General features: G+C 38.9%; 21 protein-coding genes. 4 read left to right on the forward strand and 17 right to left on the reverse strand.

The window, feature by feature from the left end:
• Positions 1-29: 29 nt before the first annotated feature.
• From ABE099_RS08075 to ABE099_RS08090, 4 genes are all read right to left on the reverse strand, one after another.
• Positions 30-1010 carry an ABC transporter permease gene (locus tag ABE099_RS08075; RefSeq protein WP_430029124.1) on the reverse strand — a complete coding sequence of 327 codons (981 nt, stop codon included), beginning with the start codon at positions 1008-1010 and terminating at the stop codon, positions 30-32.
• Position 1011: 1 nt separating this feature from the next.
• A complete protein-coding gene (locus ABE099_RS08080; protein ID WP_430029126.1) occupies positions 1012-2001 on the reverse strand; it encodes an ABC transporter ATP-binding protein in 990 nt (329 codons plus the stop codon).
• A gap of 13 nt (positions 2002-2014) precedes the next feature.
• Positions 2015-2851: a GDSL-type esterase/lipase family protein gene (locus ABE099_RS08085; RefSeq protein ID WP_430029128.1), complete on the reverse strand. Its 837-nt coding sequence runs from the start codon at positions 2849-2851 to the stop codon at positions 2015-2017.
• A gap of 391 nt (positions 2852-3242) precedes the next feature.
• The gene (locus ABE099_RS08090) at positions 3243-3779 is read right to left on the reverse strand and encodes a CAP domain-containing protein (protein ID WP_430029130.1); all 537 of its coding nucleotides are present in this window, start codon (positions 3777-3779) and stop codon (positions 3243-3245) included.
• Positions 3780-4016: 237 nt separating this feature from the next.
• On the opposite strand from ABE099_RS08090, the gene ABE099_RS08095 reads away from it, so the two are divergent.
• Entirely contained in the window at positions 4017-4571 is a 555-nt protein-coding gene (locus ABE099_RS08095) for a hypothetical protein (RefSeq protein WP_430029132.1), read from the forward strand.
• A 54-nt stretch (positions 4572-4625) separates the two neighbouring features.
• On the opposite strand, the gene ABE099_RS08100 is transcribed toward ABE099_RS08095, so the two are convergent.
• The 13 genes from ABE099_RS08100 to lepB form a co-directional block, all read right to left on the reverse strand.
• Positions 4626-5075, reverse strand: a complete 450-nt coding sequence (locus tag ABE099_RS08100; protein ID WP_430029134.1) for an N-acetyltransferase family protein — start codon at positions 5073-5075, stop codon at positions 4626-4628.
• Complete coding sequence (purT, locus tag ABE099_RS08105) at positions 5068-6252, reverse strand: formate-dependent phosphoribosylglycinamide formyltransferase (RefSeq protein ID WP_430029136.1); 1185 nt, start codon at positions 6250-6252, stop codon at positions 5068-5070. Before purT ends, ABE099_RS08100 begins: the two co-directional genes overlap by 8 nt.
• A gap of 155 nt (positions 6253-6407) precedes the next feature.
• A complete protein-coding gene (locus tag ABE099_RS08110; RefSeq protein WP_430029138.1) occupies positions 6408-8255 on the reverse strand; it encodes an ABC transporter ATP-binding protein in 1848 nt (615 codons plus the stop codon).
• On the reverse strand, positions 8255-10024 hold the full coding sequence (locus ABE099_RS08115) for an ABC transporter ATP-binding protein (protein ID WP_430029140.1): 1770 nt from the start codon (positions 10022-10024) through the stop codon (positions 8255-8257). The genes ABE099_RS08110 and ABE099_RS08115 overlap by 1 nt, the downstream gene beginning before the upstream one ends.
• A 266-nt stretch (positions 10025-10290) precedes the next feature.
• Complete coding sequence (locus ABE099_RS08120) at positions 10291-10581, reverse strand: NAD/NADP transhydrogenase alpha subunit (protein WP_430029142.1); 291 nt, start codon at positions 10579-10581, stop codon at positions 10291-10293.
• A gap of 83 nt (positions 10582-10664) precedes the next feature.
• Positions 10665-11330: an endonuclease III gene (nth, locus tag ABE099_RS08125; protein ID WP_430029144.1), complete on the reverse strand. Its 666-nt coding sequence runs from the start codon at positions 11328-11330 to the stop codon at positions 10665-10667.
• A gap of 85 nt (positions 11331-11415) precedes the next feature.
• On the reverse strand, positions 11416-14166 hold the full coding sequence (locus tag ABE099_RS08130; RefSeq protein ID WP_430029146.1) for an S-layer homology domain-containing protein: 2751 nt from the start codon (positions 14164-14166) through the stop codon (positions 11416-11418).
• Positions 14167-14367: 201 nt separating this feature from the next.
• Positions 14368-14931 carry a GerMN domain-containing protein gene (locus ABE099_RS08135; RefSeq protein WP_430029148.1) on the reverse strand — a complete coding sequence of 188 codons (564 nt, stop codon included), beginning with the start codon at positions 14929-14931 and terminating at the stop codon, positions 14368-14370.
• A 24-nt stretch (positions 14932-14955) separates the two neighbouring features.
• Positions 14956-16317 (reverse strand): N-acetylmuramoyl-L-alanine amidase, encoded by a 1362-nt coding sequence (locus tag ABE099_RS08140; protein WP_430029150.1) that lies wholly within the window; start codon positions 16315-16317, stop codon positions 14956-14958.
• Between the two features lie 272 nt (positions 16318-16589).
• Entirely contained in the window at positions 16590-17189 is a 600-nt protein-coding gene (gene leuD, locus ABE099_RS08145) for a 3-isopropylmalate dehydratase small subunit (RefSeq protein WP_430029152.1), read from the reverse strand.
• A gap of 33 nt (positions 17190-17222) precedes the next feature.
• On the reverse strand, positions 17223-18650 hold the full coding sequence (gene leuC / locus ABE099_RS08150; RefSeq protein ID WP_430029154.1) for a 3-isopropylmalate dehydratase large subunit: 1428 nt from the start codon (positions 18648-18650) through the stop codon (positions 17223-17225).
• A gap of 296 nt (positions 18651-18946) precedes the next feature.
• Positions 18947-20011 carry a Gfo/Idh/MocA family protein gene (locus ABE099_RS08155; protein WP_430029156.1) on the reverse strand — a complete coding sequence of 355 codons (1065 nt, stop codon included), beginning with the start codon at positions 20009-20011 and terminating at the stop codon, positions 18947-18949.
• Between the two features lie 251 nt (positions 20012-20262).
• Positions 20263-20811 carry a signal peptidase I gene (gene lepB / locus ABE099_RS08160; RefSeq protein WP_430029158.1) on the reverse strand — a complete coding sequence of 183 codons (549 nt, stop codon included), beginning with the start codon at positions 20809-20811 and terminating at the stop codon, positions 20263-20265.
• A 154-nt stretch (positions 20812-20965) separates the two neighbouring features.
• Here lepB and ABE099_RS08165 point away from each other — a divergent pair, with 154 nt between their 5' ends.
• The 3 genes from ABE099_RS08165 to ABE099_RS08175 all read left to right on the forward strand — a co-directional run bounded on the left by ABE099_RS08165 (position 20966) and on the right by ABE099_RS08175 (position 24698).
• Positions 20966-21898, forward strand: coding sequence for a LysR family transcriptional regulator (locus ABE099_RS08165; RefSeq protein ID WP_430029160.1), 933 nt, complete (start codon positions 20966-20968; stop codon positions 21896-21898).
• 398 nt (positions 21899-22296) lie between these two features.
• The gene (gene proB / locus ABE099_RS08170) at positions 22297-23400 is read left to right on the forward strand and encodes a glutamate 5-kinase (protein WP_430029162.1); all 1104 of its coding nucleotides are present in this window, start codon (positions 22297-22299) and stop codon (positions 23398-23400) included.
• Between the two features lie 50 nt (positions 23401-23450).
• Positions 23451-24698 carry a glutamate-5-semialdehyde dehydrogenase gene (locus ABE099_RS08175; RefSeq protein ID WP_430029164.1) on the forward strand — a complete coding sequence of 416 codons (1248 nt, stop codon included), beginning with the start codon at positions 23451-23453 and terminating at the stop codon, positions 24696-24698.
• The last annotated feature ends 88 nt before the right edge of the window (positions 24699-24786 follow it).

A 24786-nucleotide genomic window follows, 5' to 3' on the forward strand; every position in this document is an offset into this window, starting at 1 on the left:
CAAACAAGTGTTTTGATTCCTTGTACATTTTAATTCAAAATATCCTGTTTCGTAAAGACAAGGAATGAAACAAACAGTGACGCAATTCCCCACACACTTAAAACAGCAAGTGAAAATGGTAAAGTCATCCCCTCAATAGGCGCAGGTGAACCGGATAAAAAGTTTGTCAAACCAAGGTTTACCATAAATAAATATTTTGCACTAGTCCATGAGGATGCCATATTGGTCAAAATGCTACCTGAAATTAACGTTGCCATCATAATGACAATGCTAGCTGCCGTACTGCGAACTAAAACAGACACCATAAACGCAAGTAAAGCAACGATTACACTAATAAACCAAATTAATCCCGCCTGCATAAATAAATACTGCCATTGTGGTACTGCATGCACATTAGAAATGTCCACCTCAGTCCCATTTAACTGAAAGCCTGTAAACACAGGGAGATTAAAACCACCATAACCAAAAAATAGTCCTGAAACAGCATAACAAATGATGTACGTTGCCACAACTATTAATGAGACAAACATCACTAACGTGATGAGTTTACTTAGTAATATTTTCCACCTGCGAATTGGACGAGTTAGCAACATTTTAATTGTCCCATTACTCCGTTCAGAGGACACGATATCAGAGCCAATCCCCATAATTAAAAGCGGAATCAACAAGGTCGCTGCATTATTTAAAAACTCCTTCGTAAAAGTAATACCACCACTTTGCTGAGGATTTACATCATTATCTAAGTAATATCTCATTTGCTGGATATAAATTTTACGATACTTTTTATATTCCTCTGGTACACGATCACTACCTAACGAATTTTGGTTATCTGTAATCGCTTGTTGGATTTGTCTACGCCAATCATCACCGTATTTATCCATTCTTTCTTGGGCAATACGCATTTGGGCATATGAAAAGATGGGTACCATTACAAAAAGCACAAGCAAAATCACATAAAAACGTTTTTTCTTAATCATTTTTATCGTTTCATTTTTGACTAGGTCTCTCATTCTATTCAATATGCTCACCTTCCGTTAGCTGCAAAAATAGCTGTTCTAATGTTGGGTTTATCCGTTGCACTGCCTTAACTGCAATTCCGGACTGCACAAGCTTCGATACCATACCGTCCACTAGACCCGTGTCCATCTTCGTTACAATCGCATCCTGAGACGTTCCTACTAATACAGAATCATCTAGCACATGATCGGTCTCATCTAGCATTGTGATATTGTCAGCTTGTAATACGCGGTAGCCTTGCTCACGGGGCTCAAGCTCCCATATAACGTAATTTTCTCCCCCTTTGATCAATTCCTCTACAGTCCCTACAGTTAAAACTCTACCTTGGCTAATAATCGCAACACGATCACATAACAATTGAATTTCACTTAATAAATGACTTGAGACAAATACAGCCATACCTGTCCCTGCTAGCTCACGTATAAAGCTTCTCATTTCTTTGATGCCTTTAGGATCAAGACCATTCGTAGGCTCGTCCAATATTAAAAGCTTAGGTCTGCCTAGTAATGCTTGTGCGATACCTAAACGTTGCCGCATCCCTAATGAGTAGGTTTTAACCTTATCATGAATACGTGCATCAAGTCTAACAATTTGTGCAACTTCAGCAATACGTGCTTGATCAATCCCTGGCATCATTCTCGCAAATTGCTCTAGGTTTTCCCATCCTGTTAAGTATGTATATACTTCTGGATTTTCTACAATGGAACCTACATAAGACAAAGCTTTCTCAGGATTTTTTTGCACATCATATCCAGCAATTTTAATAGTACCTTCAGTGGGTCGAATTAAATCAACCAGCATGCGAATTGTCGTCGTTTTCCCTGCTCCATTTGGACCTAGAAAGCCAAAAATTTCGCCTGGTCGAATATCAAAGCTAACGTCCTTTACAATCCACTTTTTACCTATTCTTTTCTTTAAATGTGAGACGGATAACACTGGCTTACCTTCGCTTGTATTCATCGTATCGATTATCGCTTTGTGCATAGTTATCCTCCCCCTATTTTTTGGCTAAGCCTTCAATAAAAATACTTTGAACAATTCGTTCTGCAATGATCTGATATCCATCCTGATTAGGATGAAAATGGTCACTGGATAAGTAACGTCCACCATTATTTACGTACAAATCAAAGGTAGGCACAACTAATGTATGCTCATATGAAGATAACACCTCTGAGGTTAGCAAATTCCAGCTAGATACGGCGCGATTGCCAATCCCTTTCATATCCTTCAAATCTGTAAATGGATTATAAAGGCTTACATAGACAAGTTGAGCATCTGGATTAATTTCTTTAATTTTTTTTATAATCTTTTTAAAATTTTCACCGGCATCTTTAATCGCTTTTTCTAGATCATTCCATGTGGGTAGCTGTCCACCATTTTGTAAAGCCTGTGCGCCTTGAAATAAATCATTACCACCAATAGATAGTAATATAACATTTGATTGCTGTAACGCATGCTTTACTCCTTTTTCCTCTAACATTTCCAAAAGCCCCGCCGTCTTTAAACCATTGATGCCTAGATTATTTCTTAACTGAGACTCTATTTTTTGCTCCGTTAGCGTCTGCACCGTTCTGCCTGCAAACCCAAGTCCCTTATCATCCCCGGTTCCTTTAGCTAAGGAATCTCCAATAGCGCTTACATCTAAATGGTTTTGAAGTGGTGGCTGCTGGTCTGTCATACTGGGCGGAGAAGCGGTGGCTTTATCCTCTGAAGCACTCGTGGCCGCAGGATATAAAATATCTTTCACGCCATACACAAAACCAACTAATAATAATATTGTAGCTAAACCAGACAATAAGCCTGTAATGATCCATATTCGAGATGTTGATCTCACCTGAGTCCCTCCTTGGCTGATATAAAAAAGAAAATATAGTTTTTAGATTGAGTCTATATTATTAAACATAAATGTTCTGAAAACAATATGCAAATAAGCAAACACAGGATTCCACTAGGAAACTTGTGTTTGCTTATTCATTTTCTTATTTATTTTCACAAAAAAATTAGGGCTCTAATCTTGAAATCAGTCCTTGACAGCTAACCCAAACTAGCGAAGAGACAGAGCGATTCTGAAGATTGTCTCTTAAAATCAAATTCCATCAATAAATTTACTTCAATAAAAAAGGAATATGATTTTAACAACAATCGCAAGAACGCTCTGGATCGTAGCTACCAGCATCCAGTCATTGTCAAGTACTAATTTCTAATATAGAGCCAAAATCAGATCTCTATTTCCCAACAAACTCCTGTACCCAATAGCCGTTGTAATAACCTACACCAATCAGTCCAAAGTTTTTATTTAAAATATTTGCTTTATGGCCTGGGCTATCCATCCATGCTTTGACAACTTCCTTTGCAGATTGCTGTCCTTTGGCAATGTTTTCTCCTGCATAACGATACGTAATATTGTACAGGTCCATCATATCAAATGGAGATCCGTATTTAGGCGAGGTATGACTAAAATAGTTATTTTTATACATATCAATTGCTTTATTTTTTGCCATATTCGTTAAATTTGTGTGTACAACTAACGGTTTTAGTCCTGCCTGCGAACGCTCCTTGTTAACTAAATCAACAACCTCTGCAGCTCGTTCCTTCTGGATTTTAGCAAATGCAACTGCTAATTCTTGTTGTTTGATAGCCTTTGAGGTAGAAGCAGCATGTGCGGGTTCACCACTAGACATCACAGATAATGTTAACAGTGAGGACACTAAAATAGAGAAAAAAATCCGCTTAGTGGTTGGACTCTGATTCCTTTTTTCCATGTTGTATTGCCTCCTAAGCTCCCAAAATTTGTTTAAAATGAGTTCTTTCCTATTTTATCAGAATAAAGTTAGTTATGCATGTGCAAAAATTGGAAGGTAAACTATAACTTTAGTCTAGTTTTTTTCCCAACCTAAGGCTGTTTTGTAGCGACTTAAATTCAAGTAACATAATGATATACATCAAGGTTTAAAACAACCACAAATGACTTGAAAACTGGGATGAAAGTGGTGCAAGTTATGGCTGGAACAAAAAATATTTATATCGTACTCAGTAATCCATGCTCATTTATAGCTAAAATGATTGGTTGGTATACAAAAGCTCCTTTTAATCACGTATCTATCGCTTTTGATGAACAATTGAATACAATGTATAGCTTTGGACGTAAGCACGAGCTAATTCCTATTCTTGGTGGGTTTGTACAGGAAACGATACATTCTCAGTTGTTTAAAGAGGCACGTTGTGCACTATACAAATATACCGTAAATGAAGAAACCTACAATACAATGCAATGCTTTGTGGAACAATTTGCATTAAATCATGAGCGATACAGCTATAATTATATTGGTATTATAGGCGTTATATTAAATCGAGAATTAGGTGGAGAGGACTCCTATTTTTGCTCTCAGTTTGTACATACTGTGCTGAGGCAAGGAGGTATACAATTGATTGAAAAACCTGTAAAGCTTACTACCCCTTCTGATTTTGAGTATAATGAAGGGCTGGAGCTTATATATCATGGATACTTAGGGCTATATCACGATACATTAAGGGAACAAAAAGTTCCCTCTTAACAAAAGAGAGTCATACCTAAAATGCAACGATTTTTAGGTATGACTCTTTTTTATTTAAATATTTTTACTTAAGCGATAACCAGTGCAAGTGTAACCTAAACGTTCATAAAAAGCACGTGCTTCGCTATTATGCTCACCATAAGAAAGGTATAGCCTTGAGCTTCCTTGTTCTTTACTCCATTTTTCTGCTTCCTGTAGCAGTCTTTTACCAATTCCTGAAAGACGATGCTCTTCATCAACAATCATGGCTGTTATGCGGGTTACTGGCTTAGCCATGTCATGGGTCTGATATAATTTCAAGAAAGTTGTACCAACGACATGGCCGTCCATTTCTGCAATCAAACTGCACTCTTGAGGATGCTTATCAAGCATGGACAAATGTTCTTTAAGTACACTAGGTGTTGTTGGATAACATAGCTGGCGCATTAACGGTAACATTTCTTGTACATCATTAGAGCAACATTTTCGGATTACCAATGCTGGAGCAAAGGCTTGACTACTCATTGGACCATACCACCTTTAATAAATTTGCCGCTGATTTTGCACGACTGCGGGCTTCATCAATTGTTTCTGCTGCACTTAAGGCTACTGCCATACGACGACCAGGTTTACAAAGTGGTTTACCAAATACGCGTACCTGTGTTCTTGGAATCGCTAATGCTTCATCCAAACCACCAATCTGAAAATGTACCCCTTCTTGATCCGCCTTCAATGTTGCTGAAGCACCTGCTGTTAGGAGCGTAACAGAAGGAATCGGAAAACCAAGGATAGCACGTACATGTAGAGCAAATTCTGATAAATCCTGCGTAACCATCGTTACCATACCTGTATCGTGTGGACGAGGAGACACTTCACTAAATACAATGCCACCCTCCGTTACAAATAACTCAACCCCAAATAATCCATATCCACCTAACGCATCTGTAATTGCAGCCGCCATGTTCTGTGCTTCTGCAAGTTGTGCTTGGCTTAATGAATGAGGTTGCCATGATTCAACGTAATCCCCATCTTGTTGAATATGACCGATCGGGGCACAAAAAATAGTGCCACTAATACTTCGAACCGTGAGCAACGTAATTTCACTTGTAAATGGTACAAACGCTTCGACAATAACACGCATTTTTTTTGCTCGTGCACCTTCAAGCGCCATATTCCAACAAGCCTGAAGCTCTTGTTCACTACGGCACACACTTTGACCTTTACCAGATGAACTCATCAAAGGCTTAATGACGCAAGGAAATCCGATCAGAAGTGCTGTTTGCTGCAATTCTTCAAAGCTATTAGCAAAACCGTATCTAGCAGTAGGTAAGCCAAGCTTTTCAGAAGCAAGCCTACGAATTCCTTCTCGGTCCATCGTTAATCTAGTTGCTGTAGCTGTTGGAACAACAAAAAAACCTTCCTGCTCTAGCTCTAGCAGCATGTCTGTGGCAATTGCCTCAACCTCAGGGACAATAACATCAGGCCTTATACGCTCAATAAGCGCTCTTAAGGCTGTACCATCGAGCATATCAATCACATAACACTCATGAGCTACACTCATGGCAGGTGCATGTTCATAACGATCTACTGCGATTGTACGCACACCAAGGCGCTGAGCTTCAATAATGACTTCCTTGCCCAATTCTCCACTACCAAGCAGCATGATGGACTTGGCATTTTCAGATAAAGGAGCCCCCCACATAAAAAATGAAACCTCCCGAAATGAGATTTATGACAAATCTTGATGCTGATTTAACATGAAGTTAATACTGCTCAAACAATCTATCTCTATTTTCATGGTTTTTCACCAATTTTGCAAGGGGCTTCTATTAATTTAACAATCTTTTCGACAAAATGTTACAAATATCTAAATTGTGCTTCTACTAAACCATTATAAATACCCTGCTGTTCCATTAATTGGGCGTGACTTCCTGTTTCTTTAATTTCTCCATGATCCAACACAACGATTAAATCTGCATTACGAATCGTAGATAATCGGTGTGCCACGATAAAGGAAGTTCTACCTTTAAGTAAAACCTTCAACGCCTCTTGAATTTTTAGCTCTGTTTCAGTATCAATGCTTGCTGTAGCCTCATCCAATATTAAAATACGCGGATTCGCTAGCAAGGCTCTGGCAAAAGACAATAGTTGTCGTTGACCCATAGATAAAGCACTTCCACGTTCCTCGACTTCTGTGTCATAACCTTTTGGTAGTTTCATAATAAAATCGTGTGCATCTACAGACTTGGCAACTTCCTCTACCTCTTCATCGGTTGCATCCAGACGTCCAAAACGAATATTGTCTCTAATTGTGCCTGAGAAAATAAAGGTATCCTGAAGCACCACGCTAATTTGACTACGCAAACTTTGTACCGTTACATCACGAATATCATAACCATCAATCGTAATGGCACCTTCTGTCACATCATAAAAGCGACTTAGTAAATTGATGATTGTACTTTTACCTGAACCCGTATGTCCAACAAGTGCTACAGATTGCCCTGATTTAACATCAAGGTTAATTCCTTTCAGCGCTTGGCGACCTTGTTCATATTCAAAAACGATATGATCAAACTTTATGTTTCCATTAATTGCTGGCAAAGGACGAGCATCTGGCTTATCTGCGATATTTGGTTCTTCATCGATAAATTCGAAAATACGTTCTGAGGAAGCCATCGCTACGAGTAGCTGGTTATACATTTGCCCTAACCGATTAATTGGATCCCAAAAATTACCTACGTAATTGGAGAAAGCAACAAGCAAACCAATCGTTAATTCCCCACTCTGAATAAGGTGTGTACCTAACACAAACAAAATAAATGTACCCGCACCACCTGTAATTTCAATCAGTGGACCAAACATTTGGTTCATGGCAGAAGCCTTATCCCATGACTTTTTGCTGTCCATATTCATATTATCAAAATAACGCATGTTCTCATGCTCTTGTGTGTACGCTTGTGTGACTCTAATTCCTTGGATCGATTCATTTAAATGAGAATTGATTCTAGAGTTTTTCATACGTACATCTTGCCAAGCATATCTTATTTTTTTTCTAAGCTTAGTGGAAATAAGGAACATGATTGGGACTGTAATCATGACCGCTAAACCAAGCTTCCAATTGATAATTAATAATATAATGACGATTCCAAGAAGCTGAACACAATCAATCATCAGATTGACTACACCATTTGTAAATAAATCCTGCAAGGAGTTTACATCATTCGTCACACGAACTAAAACGGAACCAGCGGGACGTTTATCAAAAAAATTGAAGGATAATTTCTGAATATGCTTAAAAAGATCAGAACGAATATCGTAGATGACACGTTGCCCAATAATGTTAGTGTACTTTATACGATATATACCTGCCGCCCACTGGATTAAATATAAAACAACGATGGAGCTCGCCAAAATATACAATAATGATAAGCTTGGTGTGCCATTGACAGGTGCAATCGCTTTATCAATCGCCTGACTCGTTAAATAAGGAACGGTTAGCTTTGTAATTGTACCTAAAATAGTCAGTAGCGCAATTAGCGGTAATAGCTGTTTTGCATACGGCTTCATATAAGAAAATAACCGTCTAAACTGCTTCCAGTTAAATGCTTTATCGATGATCTCATCATCCTGATAAACAAAACGACCTTCAATGGAGTTATTTACTTTGTTTACTTTCTTTTTGGGTGCTGTTGCCTCTGTACTCATCAAGGCTTCACCTCACTTTGCCGTTCTTTCTGTTTTTCTAAATGATCTGCATACTGAATACGGTATACATCCTGATAAGGTCCTTCTACGTTAATTAAATCTGTATGCTTACCACGCTGAACAACTCGACCTTCATCCAGCACAAGAATTTCATCCGCATGTCTAAGTGAGGAAATGCGATGGGCAATAATAAAGGTGGTTCTACCTGCCATCACCTCTTGGAAGCCAGCTTGAATCTCTTGTTCTGTCTCCATATCTACAGCACTTGTAGCATCATCCAAAATTAGTATTTTAGGATTTTTTAATAAGGCACGAGCAATAGCGATCCGCTGCTTTTGTCCACCAGATAAGCCCATACCTCTTTCACCAACGACAGTGTTATAGCCATCTGGCAGCTCCATAATAAATTCATGTGCCTTAGCTAGCTTAGCTACAGCAACAACCTGCTCCATCGTGACGTTACTCATACCATAAGCAATATTATTTACGATACTTGAGGAGAACAAAAATGTTTCCTGAAATACGGTAGCTATCTGACTACGCAAGGATTTAATCTCAATATCATTGATGTTATGTCCATCGATTAAAATCTGTCCTTCATTTACTTCATAAGCACGCATCAATAATTGAATAATAGTGGATTTACCTGAGCCAGTTCCCCCTAAAAATCCGATGACAGAACCTGAAGGTGCTTCGAAATTAATATCCTGAACCGCCGCCATTTTGTTTCCATAAGCAAATGTAACATGGTCAAAACTAACATTACCTTGAATCTGTTCCGGTTGTAGAACAATCGCGTTTGGCTCATCTTTAATATCGATTTCATGATTTAAAATTTCAAGGACACGTTCCCCTGAAGCCTTTGATTGCGTATAGTTATTAATATGGAAACCTAATCCCCACATCGGTCCAATGATATACCAAATTAAGCTAAAAAATGCGACAAATTCCCCTAAGGTTAACTGGCCCTTAATAACTAATGTTCCTCCACCAGCTAGCAATACTGCTACACTAATCGAGGCTAATAACTCCATAAAGGGGAAAAAGCGACTCCATAACGTTGCAGCAAAAATTTGATTTTCCTTATACCGTTCATTACGAGTAGAAAACTTTTCAATTTCATAAGGCTCTCTCGCAAAAGACTTTACTGTACGTACACCTGTAACGTTTTCTTGAACGGCTGTTGTTAATGAGCTTAGTGCCAGTCTCATTTCCTGAAAGGCGGGATGGATTTTACCTTCAAACCTTAATGCTACAATGGCCAGAAAAGGAATCGTTATAAGTGCCAAAATCGTTAGTTTCCAGCTAATTGACAACATGACAACGGAACCAAAGGTAACCATCAAAAATAAATTTAATAATTGGGCGAAGCCAAACCCAATAAAGTTACGTATCGCTTCAAGGTCACCCGTTAAACGTGACATTAAATCGCCTGTTTTAGCTGTATCATAATAGCGAAATGATAAAAATTGTAGCTTCTCATAACAGGCATTCCGAAGACGATAAGCAAGAAAGTTACCTAAGCGTCCACCAAAAAAACCATGTAGAAATTGCAATATTGCTTTGAAGATAACGATAACGATCGCCGTTAAAGCTAACCAAATAACGTCGCCATAATTACCAGGTATAATAACATCATCAATTAGTCCTCGTAATAACTGTGGCAAAACCAACCCTAATGCGGTTGCTGCAGCCAAGCACACCATCGATAATATTAAATAGCTAAACTTTTCTTTATAATAGATTCGTAATTGCCTTAGAACATCCAAGTCTTTCCCTCCTCTACATCTCTAATCCTAGACTATGTACATCAGCGACATGATATCTATATAAAGTTGTCTTTTATAACCACCACCTATAATTAAACACATTTTATTTTTATTACACCTTTTACATGAAATATAACTATTCTACCTCACGCACAACATTCATGGAAGGGATTACATCATATTTATACATATAAAAAATCGGTCTTCGCGAGAAAGACCGATTTTTTATATCTACCTTAAAGCAAACAGTTCTTCGTTTGCCAAAATTAGATGATTTCCTTATTACCTTCCAACAAATCTGATTCAGAAGGAATTAATATTTCAAATACTTTACCATGCTGCAAAATAGTAATTCCTTTTTGTTTATCCTTCATTACAACAACCTCTGGTTTTACTGCCATTCTTTCTAAATAATGCTCAGGTACCTCTCCAGAATCACTGACGATTAAACCGTCGATCTCACGCTCATCATTTTCTTGCAAATCAAGGGCAACTACTTGTTCAAACACATCTGAAAACAATTCAAAATTGTCAGTGTATACAGAAATACATCTCATGCCATTCCCATCCTCTACTATTCATCTCTTTGCTTTTTACTACTCATTTCTTTGCAGCATCTAATACAAAGGCTTACTACTTCTTACTTCTTATCTTTTCTGACTTGGAGCTGTTTCATACGTTTTTTTCCTTCACGACACACATCCAACAGTGGACATTCCTTGCAGTTTGGATTTTGTGCCTTACAATGATAACGACCAAAGAAAATAAAGCGATGGTGAGTTAGCGTCCATTCTTCTCTTGGCACCTTTCTCATCAGCTTTTGCTCAACCTCTAGTACGTTATCCTTCCAGGCTGCAAGTGCTAGCCGTTTACTCACACGCTCTACGTGCGTATCTACAGCAATGGCTGGTACACCAAAAGCAACGGACATAACTACATTAGCCGTTTTCCGTCCCACCCCTGGCAGCTTTACCAGCTCATTAAGCTCCCTAGGTATTTTTCCATCATACTGCTCAATAAGGATGGCACACAATTTTTGAATATGCTTCGCTTTACTCCGAAACAGTCCTATACGGCGAATATCCTGCTCTAGCTCTTCGATTGGAACAGCAACATAATCCTCTGGTTGCTTATACTTTTGAAATAAATCCACAGTCACTTTATTTACGGTGGCATCGGTACATTGTGCAGACAACAATACAGCAATAGTGAGTTCAAACTCATTATTGTGCACTAATTCACAATGTGCATCTGGAAACATGAGCCCAATCTGATCCAAGATGTAACGGACACCAGCAGCATTCATGTCTCCACCCTCTCCCTAACGTTCAAAATAACCGTCTTGACTCAGGGGTGAGCCCGCATCAAGACGGTTATTCACACGTAAATGATTATTGCTTTTCAACCTCAACTAATTTATCACCATTGAAATATAAAACAATTTTATCATTTTCCTTTAAAGTTTGTACAGATATTGTCGTATCTCCCTGATGAACATAAGTGTCAGCAGTTACAGCAAAGCGATAATTATTATCGCTCAAACTTGATCTAATGACAAGTATTTCTTTATTGAAATTGTCATAACGAGATACTTTTCTTTCAAGAGCAGTTAAAACCTTAACTACAACTTGACCTTCTGGGCTTTTGCGAACCTCTACGTGATCAGAAGTATTTAATACCGCAGTCCCATTAGAAACACCGTTGTTTTTAATCACTTTAACATTGTTTGTTGCAAAGGATTCAGTACCCCCTGCAAAGGATTTGATTTGCAATGTGTTGTTATCTACGCTTAACACTTTTCCTAAAGTAAGCTTCACAACCTGTACCGCAGTTGCTGTTCGGCCACTAAAATTAATGTTTACCGTTTGCCCTTGCGTTAAATCGGCTACTTTAAGAATCACACCGTTAAAATCTGTGATCGTTACGCCATCCACATAAATTTCATCAATAGCAGAATTGGTGTCCATAATACGGATACGATTTGTGGAGCTGTTTACGGATACAATCTCAAATTGAGCCGCAGATTTCACCGCTAAATTTTGTAATGTATCTTGATTTGTGCTTAAAACCACCGTTACAGCATCACCAACTCGAATGTCTGAAATTGTAGCGTTAGTTTTGCCATACAAGGAGACTGGCGGCTGTGTACCTTGATACGGAACAGTAACTGTGCTACCGTCTGCAACTTGAATCGTTACCGTTTTTGCAGCGGTATTCGCGGAAACAAACGTGCCATCATATTTATATACTACGCTTAGGGATAATACACGATCTCCAATAACAGTTAAGCTAATTTTCCTGCCTTCTGTTAATAAGGATTCTGCCCCTGCTAATGTCGGTTGTGCGGAATTGTATTCTACCTTTGTTTTGTCATCTAGCTTGAAGGCATGTAATTTCTTATTAGAATCAATAACCATAAGTGCTTTTAGCTTAGAATCATATTTACTTACAGTCGCTTCAGTCAATTGCTCGGATTGACGACCCAACACTACAATCTTGGACACTTGCTCATCAGCACTGATTGTAAGTTCAATCTTATCGCCACCTCTAACATCTGCGATCAAATCACTTAATTTTGCATCCGTAATTCCTGTAATTTCAACAACTGGCTTATCTGCTAATTTCTTCACCTCAGGTGTTCCTGCTGAATTACTGTACGTAATGAATGCTGTACCATCTACACTTAACAAAGTACCTGTAACTGTACGCTCAACGCCTTTGTTGATTTCTATCGCATCAACGATGCTATTTTTAACACTATATTTGATAGACATACCTTGCTTCAAATCAGCCAAAGTTAAAATTTGAGTTTGATAACGCACTAATGAACTGCTGTCCAGCTTAAATGTTTCAGTATTTCCTGCACTATTTTTGATCGTAATTGTATTGTTTTTAGTATCAATTTGATCTACTACACCAGTATCATTCGTGTTCACTACTGCTGACTTCACTTGTACAACCACTGGTTTGTTTAGACCAGAATACGTTTCACGTTGTACAACTAATGTGCTATCAGGAATTAGATCAGAAGACTTAATCTTAGTCCCATTTTGATCTGTAAATACAGTGGAATTATCATATGTGTACGTTACGGATTCATTATCTACAAGCATCAGCAAACGATTTTTATCCAATACACGTAGTAATGTTCCTTCTGTACTTGTAAGCTGTTGCTTAGCATCTCTCACTTCAACGTATGCCGCTGATCCCACTTTATCAATGACTAATACTTTCGTAAACAATTGCACGTCAGCTTTAGCAATTTTAGTCTCGGAGTCTTTTGTGAAATAAACAGAGCGATTATCTAATTTAAAGCTTTTTAGCTTCCCGTCTACTAGTAACGTGATAGTAGAATCGGATAACTCTGTTACTACACCTTCAAAAGAAGTGCTGTACTTAGCATCAAAATGCTCACCACCACGACTTAAAAAGGTTGCCATTTGAGCACGAGTTACGTTGCCCTTTGGATCAAATTTATTACCTGCAACCCCATTAGCAAGCTCTAATTGTACAGCCAAATTCACATAACCTTTATTTTCATTGGAAATGTTTTTAGCATCAGCAAAAGTAGAAGTCGTATTTGCAGCTAACTTCGCTTGAGATTCTTGTCCAATCGCACGGACTAAAATTTTAGCGACCCATTCTCTTGATGCTTTCTTTTTACCCCAGGTTTCTTTTGCTCCTGTTAACTTTAGCTCTTCATCCTTTTGGATTAAGTTCTGCTTCAGTGCAAGCTCTAAATAGGGCTTAAAATAGTTATCTACCTTCAAATCAGTAGGAGCAGCTTCTCCACTACCTAAGCTTTTTTCCATATTCATAAAACGAATTGCCATCGTAATTGCTTCTTGTTGTGTTACACTATCACTTGGGCGGAAATTACCTTTATCTCCCAAAATAATTCCTTGTGAAGCCAGCTTATAAATATGCTTCTCAGCCCAAAATCCACTTTTCACATCACTAAATATAGAAACAGCAGTAGCCACCGTATTGGAAGCTGTATTTGAGCTGTTATTCGTTGTTCCAGTTGTTGAAGTGTTATCTGCAAAAGCAGCTACGCTCCCACTTAGACACATGGCAGAAATCAAGACGGTTGAAACTAATTTTTTTGAATTACGCTTAATATTACGTTTAAATGAAGCCATTAATTATATCTCCCTTCAGTTCATAGATCAAAGCTTAGTCATTCAGCATATGTAAAATGCTCATTTCAAAATAAACAGAAAGTATAAATAATATACTTTCTGTTTTTGCATTAGACAACACACCAAACTATTCTATTCGACAAATTCTCTTCATTTCCTTTAAAAAAATAAAATTAACTGTCTCATTATTTGGTTATTTCGTTATTGTGATCTCTTCATCGGATGCTCTAGCTCGACATGTCCCATCAAAGTATCGACCTTAGCACCGTCTACAAGCAACTCAATCTCGTTCACTTCTGAGAATTGGAACAAGGTGCTTTTAAGTGCATCAATCGCTAATGATTCACCACCTGAGCCCAATCTAGCTTCATTAGGGAGGGTGATATCCACAGTTACTAAACCATCCTTAAATTCGGCAGTTTTAAAAGTAACTTTTGCCCACAACGAAATCAATTTATCATCATTTGCAGATTGCAGAGATTTTAAAGCAGCAATATATTTTTCATTGTTGTCTTTATATGTGATCTCTTTAGATTCCTTCTTCAAATCCATAATTTGCTCATCGGTGAAGAAAGCATCAATCGTTTCTTTGGTTTCATCTTTTTTTTCTGAATTGTCCTTTTGTGGATCTGCCGCCGCAGGTGTTGTTACATTGCTATTTTTATCATTATTAGGACTAGCAGTTTGCTGTTTTTGCCCACAACCTGTAGCTAATACGATAACAGTTAATAACATCAGGCTATATATCCATAATTTTCTCTTCATTTTGGTTTCCCCCTTACCCTTAGCCTATTTTACATCTAAATATTCTTTAATGGATGCCACAATTCCTGCTGCAAGATTGTTTTGAAATTGTTCTGTATAAAGTTTAGCTTCCTCAGTAGCATTACTGAGATATCCTGCCTCGATTAATACAGCTGGCATTTGGGTTTCTCTAGTAACCTTTAGACTTTTAATGCGAACTTGACGATCCACTGATCCAGTAGAAGATACTAAGTATTTATGCACGACATTTGCTAAAGGTAAGCTTTCAGGACGTGTATAATACGTTTCAACTCCATTTGCTGCACTACTTGTAGACGAATTCGCATGAATAGAAATAAAGATTGTTGCCCCAATCCGATTTGCTAAATCCACCCGATCCTGCAATGTCGGGTAAACATCACGGTCACGTGTCATCACATATTCAATTTCTGATTCTTTTTTAAGTAATGCTTCCACCTTTAAAGCCACCGCTAGGTTAAAATCTTTTTCATTACGCTTCTTCACGCTAATGGCCCCTGGATCAGACCCACCATGGCCTGCATCAATCACGACTAACTTTTTACCGTTATTAACTGGCAAAGATGTGTCATCACTTAATGTAATTGCTACCAAATTGTCGTTATTTGTTGTTATTGTATAATTGCTTGCTCCATTCATATCAATCACAACACGAACAGTAGAAGGATCTTGGCTAAACATAGCATACCGAATTTTATTGACATTCATATGGTCTACTATATCTATGTAACCAGTATTGTTAGCATCTAAAACTTGATTAGCTGAAAAATTGTCTGCAAATGTACTGTTTGGCAAATCTACTACAATACGATCAGGTGCAGTCATTTTAAAAATACTTGGTTTCACCTTTTTGCTTACTTCAATGTTTAATTGATTGTTAATAAATTGAATCCCATTCACTGTAGCTAAATCTTGATTGGAATCTGGATTCTCTACTTTAGGGCTTGTTAAATAAACGACTTTAGCATTGTTATCCCATTTAATACCTAGTCCCATTTGCTCACTTACAAAACGCAGAGGCACTAACGTTGTTCCATTGCTAATCATTGGTGCTAGAGGAAGTGTAACATTTTTACTGTTCACCTTCGCTATTTTTTTGTCAATGACAAGCTGTAACGTAGTTCCTTCTTGCTTTATCGTAACCGTGCGCGTGTTTTTAACCCAGTTGACTTCAAATCCCAGCTCCTCTACAACGACACGAATTGGAATCATTATATTTCCCTTAATATTTTGCACCTCTACATCCTTGGGCAAATTAAGGTTTTTACCATCCAGCACAATCCCTGTTTTTGAAGCAGCAAACCCATTTTGCGGGAAAGCCATTAAAAAAACAATCACAAACATTACGAACCAACTTGTTTTTTTCATCCGTCACCCCTACCATTCTCAATTTTTTTCTGATAAAGAAGAGAATCCCGCAACCTCTGTGTTTTACCAGACGATTTATTAGACGTTTAGGTATGACAAAAGTTGCGGCCAGGCAACAAATTAAATAAAGCCTTCTTTATATTAATTTAAAAAACTACAAAAAAAACCCTCGCTCTATCCTACTTAAAAACATCATCGTAGAATAAAGGAGGGATATTTCTTATTTGTAAATTTGTTTACTTTTAATACTTTTTAATACTAAATAGTTAACGTTATACCGCTTGGGCTGCTCTTTTTTCCTCATAAGCTGTAATTAAATCCTCATGTTGCAACGTTAAGCCGATATCGTCCAACCCTTGAAGTAAAAATTGACGACGATGTTCATCAAGCTCAAATTTAATTTCTAAGCCTTCATCATCGGTGATCACTTTATCTTCTAAATTAATGTGAAGCTGATAGCCTTCCTTCGCTGCTGTTTTTTGGAATAGTTGCTCTACCTGCTCTTCAGATAGCTTAATCGGTAAAATCCCATTTTTAAAGCAATTGTTATAAAAAATATCTGCGAATGAAGGTGCAATCACACAACGGAAGCCATAATCTAAAATAGCCCAAGGTGCGTGCTCACGAGAAGAGCCACAACCAAAGTTAACTCTTGAAATCAGGACAGAAGCGCCCTCATAACGTGGTTTATTAAGCTCAAACTCTGGATTTACGTTACCTTCTGGATCAAAACGCCATTCATAAAATAAAAACTGTCCAAAACCTGTACGCTCAATCCGTTTTAAAAATTGCTTTGGAATAATTGCATCTGTATCAACGTTAACCCGATCTACGGGACCTACAACCCCTGTATGCTTAGTAAATGCCTCCATCAGACTACACTCCTTTGTCAATAATTATGATCCTTAATTAGCAGCAACCTCTTGCTTAATATCCCACTCACGTACATCAACAAAACGTCCCTTGATTGCCGCAGCCGCAGCCATTGCTGGAGAAACTAAGTGAGTTCTTCCTCCACGACCCTGACGTCCTTCAAAGTTACGATTCGAAGTCGAAGCACAACGTTGTCCTGGGGATAATACATCCGGATTCATCGCCAAGCACATACTACAACCTGCTTCACGCCACTCAAAGCCAGCTTCCGTAAATATTTTATCCAATCCTTCTTGTTCAGCTTGGATTTTCACACGTCCAGAGCCTGGTACAACGATCGCAGTGACATTATCTGAAACCTTATAGCCTTTAGCAATTTCAGCAGCAGCACGCAAATCCTCAATCCGACCATTTGTACAAGAACCGATAAATACATAATCGATAGCAATATCCTTCATTGGTGTACCTGGCGTTAAGCCCATATACTCAAGCGCCTTTTCAGCCGCTTTACGTTCATTTTCAGTTTCAAAATCAGCTGGATTAGGCACAGTTGCTTCAATGCTTGTTCCCATCCCTGGACTAGTTCCCCAAGTTACCTGTGGTACTAAGCTATCCACATCAAACTCGACAATACGATCGTAGCTAGCACCTTCATCAGTCACTAATTGAGACCATGTTGCAACTGCCTGCTCAAAAGCTTCCCCTTGAGGTACATGCTCACGTCCACGCAAATATTCAAATGTCACTTCATCTGGTGCAATAAGTCCTGCTCTTGCCCCACCTTCAATAGACATATTACAAACGGTCATACGTTCTTCCATCGTTAAGCTACGAATAGCCTCACCTGTATATTCAATAACATAACCTGTAGCAAAGTCAGTCCCATACTTAGCAATCACACCAAGAATCATATCCTTTGCGGTTACACCTGGTTTACGTTTACCATTAAAACGAACCTCTAGCGTTTTTGCCTTTGCTTGCTGCAAACATTGCGTTGCAAGTACATGCTCTACTTCACTTGTCCCAATCCCAAATGCTAATGCACCAAATGCCCCGTGTGTAGAAGTATGACTATCTCCACATACAATTGTTTTTCCTGGATGCGTTAATCCAAGCTCAGGCCCCATAACGTGTACAACACCTTGATCAATCGTGTCAAGATCATACAAGGTGACGCCAAAATCAGCACAGTTTTTAGATAAGGTATCAATCTGCTGTTTAGAAATTGGATCTTTAATGTTGAAGCGGTCTTTCGTAGGTACGTTATGATCCATTGTTGCAAATGTCAATTCTGGACGACGTACTTTACGTCCCGCTAATCTCAAGCCTTCAAAGGCTTGAGGTGAAGTTACCTCATGCACAAGATGTAAATCAATATACAAAATACTTGGCTTGCCTTCCTCTTGAAAAATAACGTGATTGTCCCAAATTTTTTCATACATCGTTTTTTTAGTTGTCATTTTTAATCACCTCAGATAGGTTATCTTGAATTAAATAGTTGTAAAATAATTGCTAAAATCGCTGGCTTTAAATCCTTAATATAAATCCGCTTCTTTAATGATCATACTATATCAGATTTTAAGTTATGTTAGAAATACATAGATGCTATCGTATTGATAGGTAATACCTATAAGGCTGTATAAAGGGAGAATAAAAAAAGTACCCAGAATTCAAAGGGTACTTAAATACTTACAAACAATACTAGCGGAATTGAATTGGTCGACACTAATTACAATTGAGCTAAAATGATACGCACCTATAAATTTAAATGAACAGCCTGTCCTAACTTATGCGATTCGAAAATCGCCTCCATTAGCTTCATGACACGTAATACTTCATCATTTTTTACAATTGGCTGGCTCTTTTGTTCAATACTATCAATAAAATTATAATAAAATTCCCGTACGTCGGAGTCTACTCTAGGCACTGGATTTATTGTAATCGTATCTTCCTTTTTCGTTCTCGGTGCCATCGTTTTAGTTAATCCTGCTCCAGCAACAATTGGCTTTGCATCTTTGTGATCATCTAAACGATCCAACGTTGCCACTTGACCATTCATACTCCAATCCTGTATAGCTGCTGAACCATAACGCCCTGTCACATACCATAACGGTAAAGGAATAAAGTTCGTAGTGCCAACCTCAACTAACGCTGTTTTACCACTTTCAAAGGTTATGTAGGCCTTCATCCCGTCATCCACCTGATGCCCAAGAATATAACTTAATTTCGCATACACACTGGTCACTGGCTCAGGGAACAATAGCAACAAGCGATCAAGTAAATGTACACCCCAATCGAGCACCATTCCGCCACCTCGGCTTGCTTCATGTCGCCAATCTCCAGGAATGCCTCTTGAACCGTGTACTCGTGTTTCTAGGTAAAATACTTCACCTAATGTATTTTCATCCATCAGCTTCTTAACTGCTAAATAATCTTCGTCCCAACGACGATTTTGATGTACCATGAACAGCTTGCCTGTTTTTTCAGACACCTGCATGACATCTTCGATTTCACCACTATTAAGCATCGCTGGTTTTTCACAAATAATATGCTTTCCTGCTTGCATACCACGAACAGCAATATCATGATGATTATCATTTGGCGTTGCAATTAGCAAAATATCTACGGTAGCATCCCCTAATACCGCTTCAAGAGAATCATACGTCTTAAAGCCTTGAGCTGAAGCTTCATCCAGTCTAGATTGTTTAGTATCATACATACCCGTAACCTTAATCCGATCCACTTTCTCAAGCATACGAACGTGCTGACTGCCCATTCCCCCATATCCAATCACTACTAAGGAATAGATTTTTTCGCTCATGTCGTTCTTCTCCTTTGTCTGTGCTTGGGTGTGTCTGAAACCACGTTCAAGGTCATCTGTTCCCGCGGTTTCGCCTCTACTGCGTTACTTTTCATTGACTTACCCCAGTAAGCCTGCGTAAAAGTGCCTTGTATAGATCGAAAATTCAACAACATCTGCTCCCTGCTGACTTTTCAGACTCCCCCTAGAATGTTTGATCTTGCTATGCTTATTACTATATCACAAAGCTAAACAGGTATACGCTGTTCCGTTTATAAATCTACACCCATCACATGTGTCAACGGAATGGGACCAATACTGCGGCTATCCTTACTATGATTACGATTGTCTCCCATTACAAAAATATGATTTTCAGGAATTTCCCAGCTCTGATCCATACCCGCCATCATCGGTTCTTTAATGTAGGGCTCATTTACTTCTTTTCCATTACGATATAGATGGCCTTCCTTAATTTCAATTTTATCACCAGGTAAACCAATTACACGCTTCACAAAAAAGATTTCATCTGATCCGTTACCTGAAAACATTTGCACAATCGGATTTTCTTTAATATCATCAAACAACGTGCGTTTACGATCGACACGACTATCAATAATGACAATGTCCTCATAAGCTGGAAGCTTACTTAATGTATGCACTGTTTTCCAAGCAAAAATACGCTGCGTATCATTTAAAGTAGGTTCCATAGAATGCCCATCTACTCTGTAGGGTTGGATGACAAAAATACCAATAATAACACTAAGCACAAACCCAATAATGATGGATAATCCCCAACCACGAATTTCCTTCCATACTTTCACAAAAAAACCTCCTATAACAAGTGTTGCTTTATATTATACTCTAACACCTAGTCTCATTTCTAATTTCTTTGTACTCACGGCTTAATTGATAGGTATAACCTATAATGGTATTATATTCTATAGCAAAAACATTAAATCAGGAGTGAGCACTACAATGGAATTTCGACAGCTTCAATACACATTACAAATTGCAGAAACTAAAAACTTTTCAAGAGCAGCGGAAAAGCTACATATCGCGCAACCTTCCCTGAGTCAGCAGTTATCCAAGCTGGAGCAGGAGCTAGGGGTTAAGCTTTTTCACCGTAATACAAGCTCTGTTGAGCTAACCCATGCGGGTGAAAGCTTTATTGCTCATGCAAGAGGCATCATGGATGCAGTTGAGCAATTAAGACAAGAGATGGACGACATTTCACAGCTTCGTGCAGGACGTGTACATATCGGCAGTATGCCAATCACAGGCTCACACTTATTACCCTATGTGTTGCCTGCTTTTAAGGCCGCTTATCCACACATTGACGTTACTTTGCTTGAGGACAGCTCCTTACATTTAGAAAAGCTAACGGCTGGAGGGGGAACAGATTTAAGCTTGTTATCTCTGCCACTACAAGAACCAACTTTAACCTATGAAATTATAGGAGAGGAAAAAATTGACCTTGCGGTTCCGCCTGAGCATCCTTTAGCCCAATCTGGTCAGCTTCATAAGCCAGTTAAGCTTGCTCAGCTAGCAGATGAACCTTTTATTTTATTGAAAAAGGGTCAGGGTTTCCGTAGACTAGCACTTGAATTGTGCAAGGAGGCGGGTTTTGAACCTAATGTCGTATTTGAAAGCAACAATATGGAAACTGTACAATCACTAGTTGCAGCAGGCATGGGGGTATCCCTTGTACCACGGTTAATTGCACGTGCAAAAAGTAGTGAATTAACTCCAGTTTTTCTCCCATTAGATCCATCACCAAGCCGAACACTGATTATTGCCTATCGTAAAGGACGCTATTTGTCCAAGGCCGCTGAAGCTTTTATCGCTACGTTCCAAGCCGTTATGCCAAGTCATATGATTGAAATGCAGAAGGATACGGATCAAGCCTAATTGAGTCAGGTATTTAAGCTCCGTTTAGAATTGTTTTGCAATGATTACATCCCCGTGGTATTCTATCAATAATTAATATTCATTAGCGCAATAAAGCAATAAAATGAATCTAAGCGAAACGTGTTGAAGGGACCAGTAAGAGTAAAACAAGCATTGATGTTAGAGAGTAAATTCCACAGGCTGAAAGAATTTACAACAATGCGAATTCTCTGAATCCTACCCCTGAACGGCCGAATATATTTCGGACAGTGCCTCTGTTACAGGCTTTGAGTTGGATGAAACGTATAAATCTTTCATCAACAAAGGTGGTACCGCGGAAGTTAAACTTTCGTCCTTTGCATAAGCAAATGGATGAAGGTTTTTTTGTTATAAGTTGTTATTTAAAGGAGTGAACCGTATTGTTACACCGAATTGTCATTAAAATCGGGAGCAGCTCGCTAACTACCCCTGAAGGGGGAATTAACGAGCAAGCGATTACTTATTTTGCAGCAGAGCTAGCAACCATTCACACAGCAGGATATCAGCCTGTACTTGTTACTTCTGGTGCGGTTGCCGCAGGTTTTAGGGAAATGGGATTTCTTGAACGCCCTCATTTATTACATGAAAAGCAAGCCGCCGCGGCTGTGGGTCAAGCCTTATTAATGCAAAAATATAGAGAAGCGCTACACCAGCATGGTATCGTGACTGCACAAATTTTGCTAACCCGTTCGGATTTTCAAAATCGTAAGCATACCGGCAATGCGAGTATGGCAATTGAGGAGCTTTTAAAGCATGCTGTTTTGCCAATCATTAATGAAAATGATACGGTTTCCTTAAATGAGCTGAAATTTGGCGATAATGATACGTTATCTGCGCTTGTTGCTAATTTACTTAGAGCCGAGCAATTAATCATTCTGACAGACATGGATGGTTTATACACAAAGGACCCTCGCATCGATCCTGCTGCGACTAGAATTAGCACCGTAGAAGATATCAATGAACATATCTACAGCATTGCAGGTGGGGCTGGAAGTGCCGTCGGTACAGGAGGCATGCGCTCCAAAATTGATGCCGCTAAAATTGCTACCCGTAGTGGCGTCCCTGTCTTTGTCGGAAAAATGAAGCAAGCAAATGAGCTACTTCACATTATCCAAGGAAAGGGAAAAGGTACCTACTTCTCTACACAAGCAAACGCTTTACCCCGCAAAAAACAATGGTTAGGCTTCTTATCCACCCCGATTGGCACCCTAGAGGTCGATCAAGGCGCTGAAGAAGCCCTGCTCCAAGGTGGACGGAGCTTGTTGCCTGTTGGGGTATGTGGAGTTAAAGGGCATTTTCACGCAGGGGACGTGGTTGAGGTTGTGAATGCAAAACAAGAGCTGCTAGGCAGAGGTATTGTCAACTATGATACAGCACAGCTTAGTGGAATTTTAGGATTATCTAGTGGTGACGTTATTAAAAAAATAGACGGCGTACACCGACTTGAAGTCATTCACCGTGACGAATGGATCTCATTAAAATAAATTTCATCAAACTAAATGATTAAATTGTAATTAAAAAGGAGGATTTATCCATGAGCGAAGTCCAATTAAAAGCAGAGTTAGCGGCGAAAGCTGCAACCCAATTAAGTCAAAATACAACAGAGCAAAAAAATAAAGCTTTGTTACTTGCCGCAGATGCTTTAGTGAAACAAGCACCTTCGATTATTGTTGCAAATGAAGAGGATTTAAAGCGCGGAAAGGAAAACGGAACCTCCCCTTCCTTATTAGATCGCTTAGCTTTAAATGAGGAGCGCATTGCTGGCATTGCTGATGGTCTAAGACAAATCGTCAGCTTGCCTGATCCTGTTGGAGAAACCCTTGCCACGATCGATCGTCCAAATGGACTGCATATTGTACAACGTCGTGTGCCTATCGGTGTCATCGGTATTATTTATGAGGCTCGTCCAAATGTTACTGTTGATGCCGCTGGCTTGTGCTTAAAAACAGGAAATGCCGTAGTTTTACGCGGAGGTTCAGCCGCGATTTCCTCCAATCGTCAAATTGTAGCCGTCATTCATGAAGCACTAGCACAAAGCGATATCCCTGCAGATGCCCTTCAGCTTATTGAGGATTCAAATCGTTCCTCCGTGGACGATATGCTACAGCTAAATGGTCTACTTGACGTCATCATCCCTCGTGGGGGTAGTTCTTTAATTCAGCATGTTGTGAAAAACGCGACTGTCCCTGTCATTGAAACTGGTGCAGGCATTTGTCACACCTATATTGATAAAAATGCAGATTCTGCTATGGCAGCATCGATTAGCTTGAATGCTAAAGTTCAACGTCCTTCTGTCTGCAATGCGATGGAAACCTTGTTGCTTCATGAAGACTATGCACACGATCATTTTAAAGAATTAGCACTTGCTTTTAAGGAGGCTGGTGTAGAGCTTCGTGGGTGTGAAAAGACATTAAACCTTGTTCCATGGGCTACGGTTGCAACCAATGAGGATTATGCAACTGAATATAACGACTACATTTTAAACGTAAAAATCGTCGCCAACATAGATGAGGCGTTACAGCACATCGCAACGTACGGCACAAAGCATTCTGAATGTATTGTAACTAATGATAATGAATTAGCGGCTCGTTTCCAACGGGAAATTGATGCGGCGGCTGTTTATCATAATGCTTCTACTCGCTTTACTGACGGTTTTGAATTTGGATTTGGTGCGGAAATCGGAATCAGCACACAAAAGCTCCACGCTAGAGGGCCAATGGGATTACCAGCACTAACCTCAAGCAAATATTTCATTCAAGGCAACGGACAAATTAGAGGTTAACTCGCTAAGGAAAGGGGACAAATCTTCGTGACGAAAAGGGATAACGCAAATAAAGAGAATCTAGCGAATCAAGAAGATGTAGATAATA

The sequence above is a fragment of the Paenibacillus turicensis genome, from assembly GCF_050461185.1.
Taxonomy (GTDB): Bacteria; Bacillota; Bacilli; order Paenibacillales; family Paenibacillaceae; genus Fontibacillus; species Fontibacillus turicensis_A.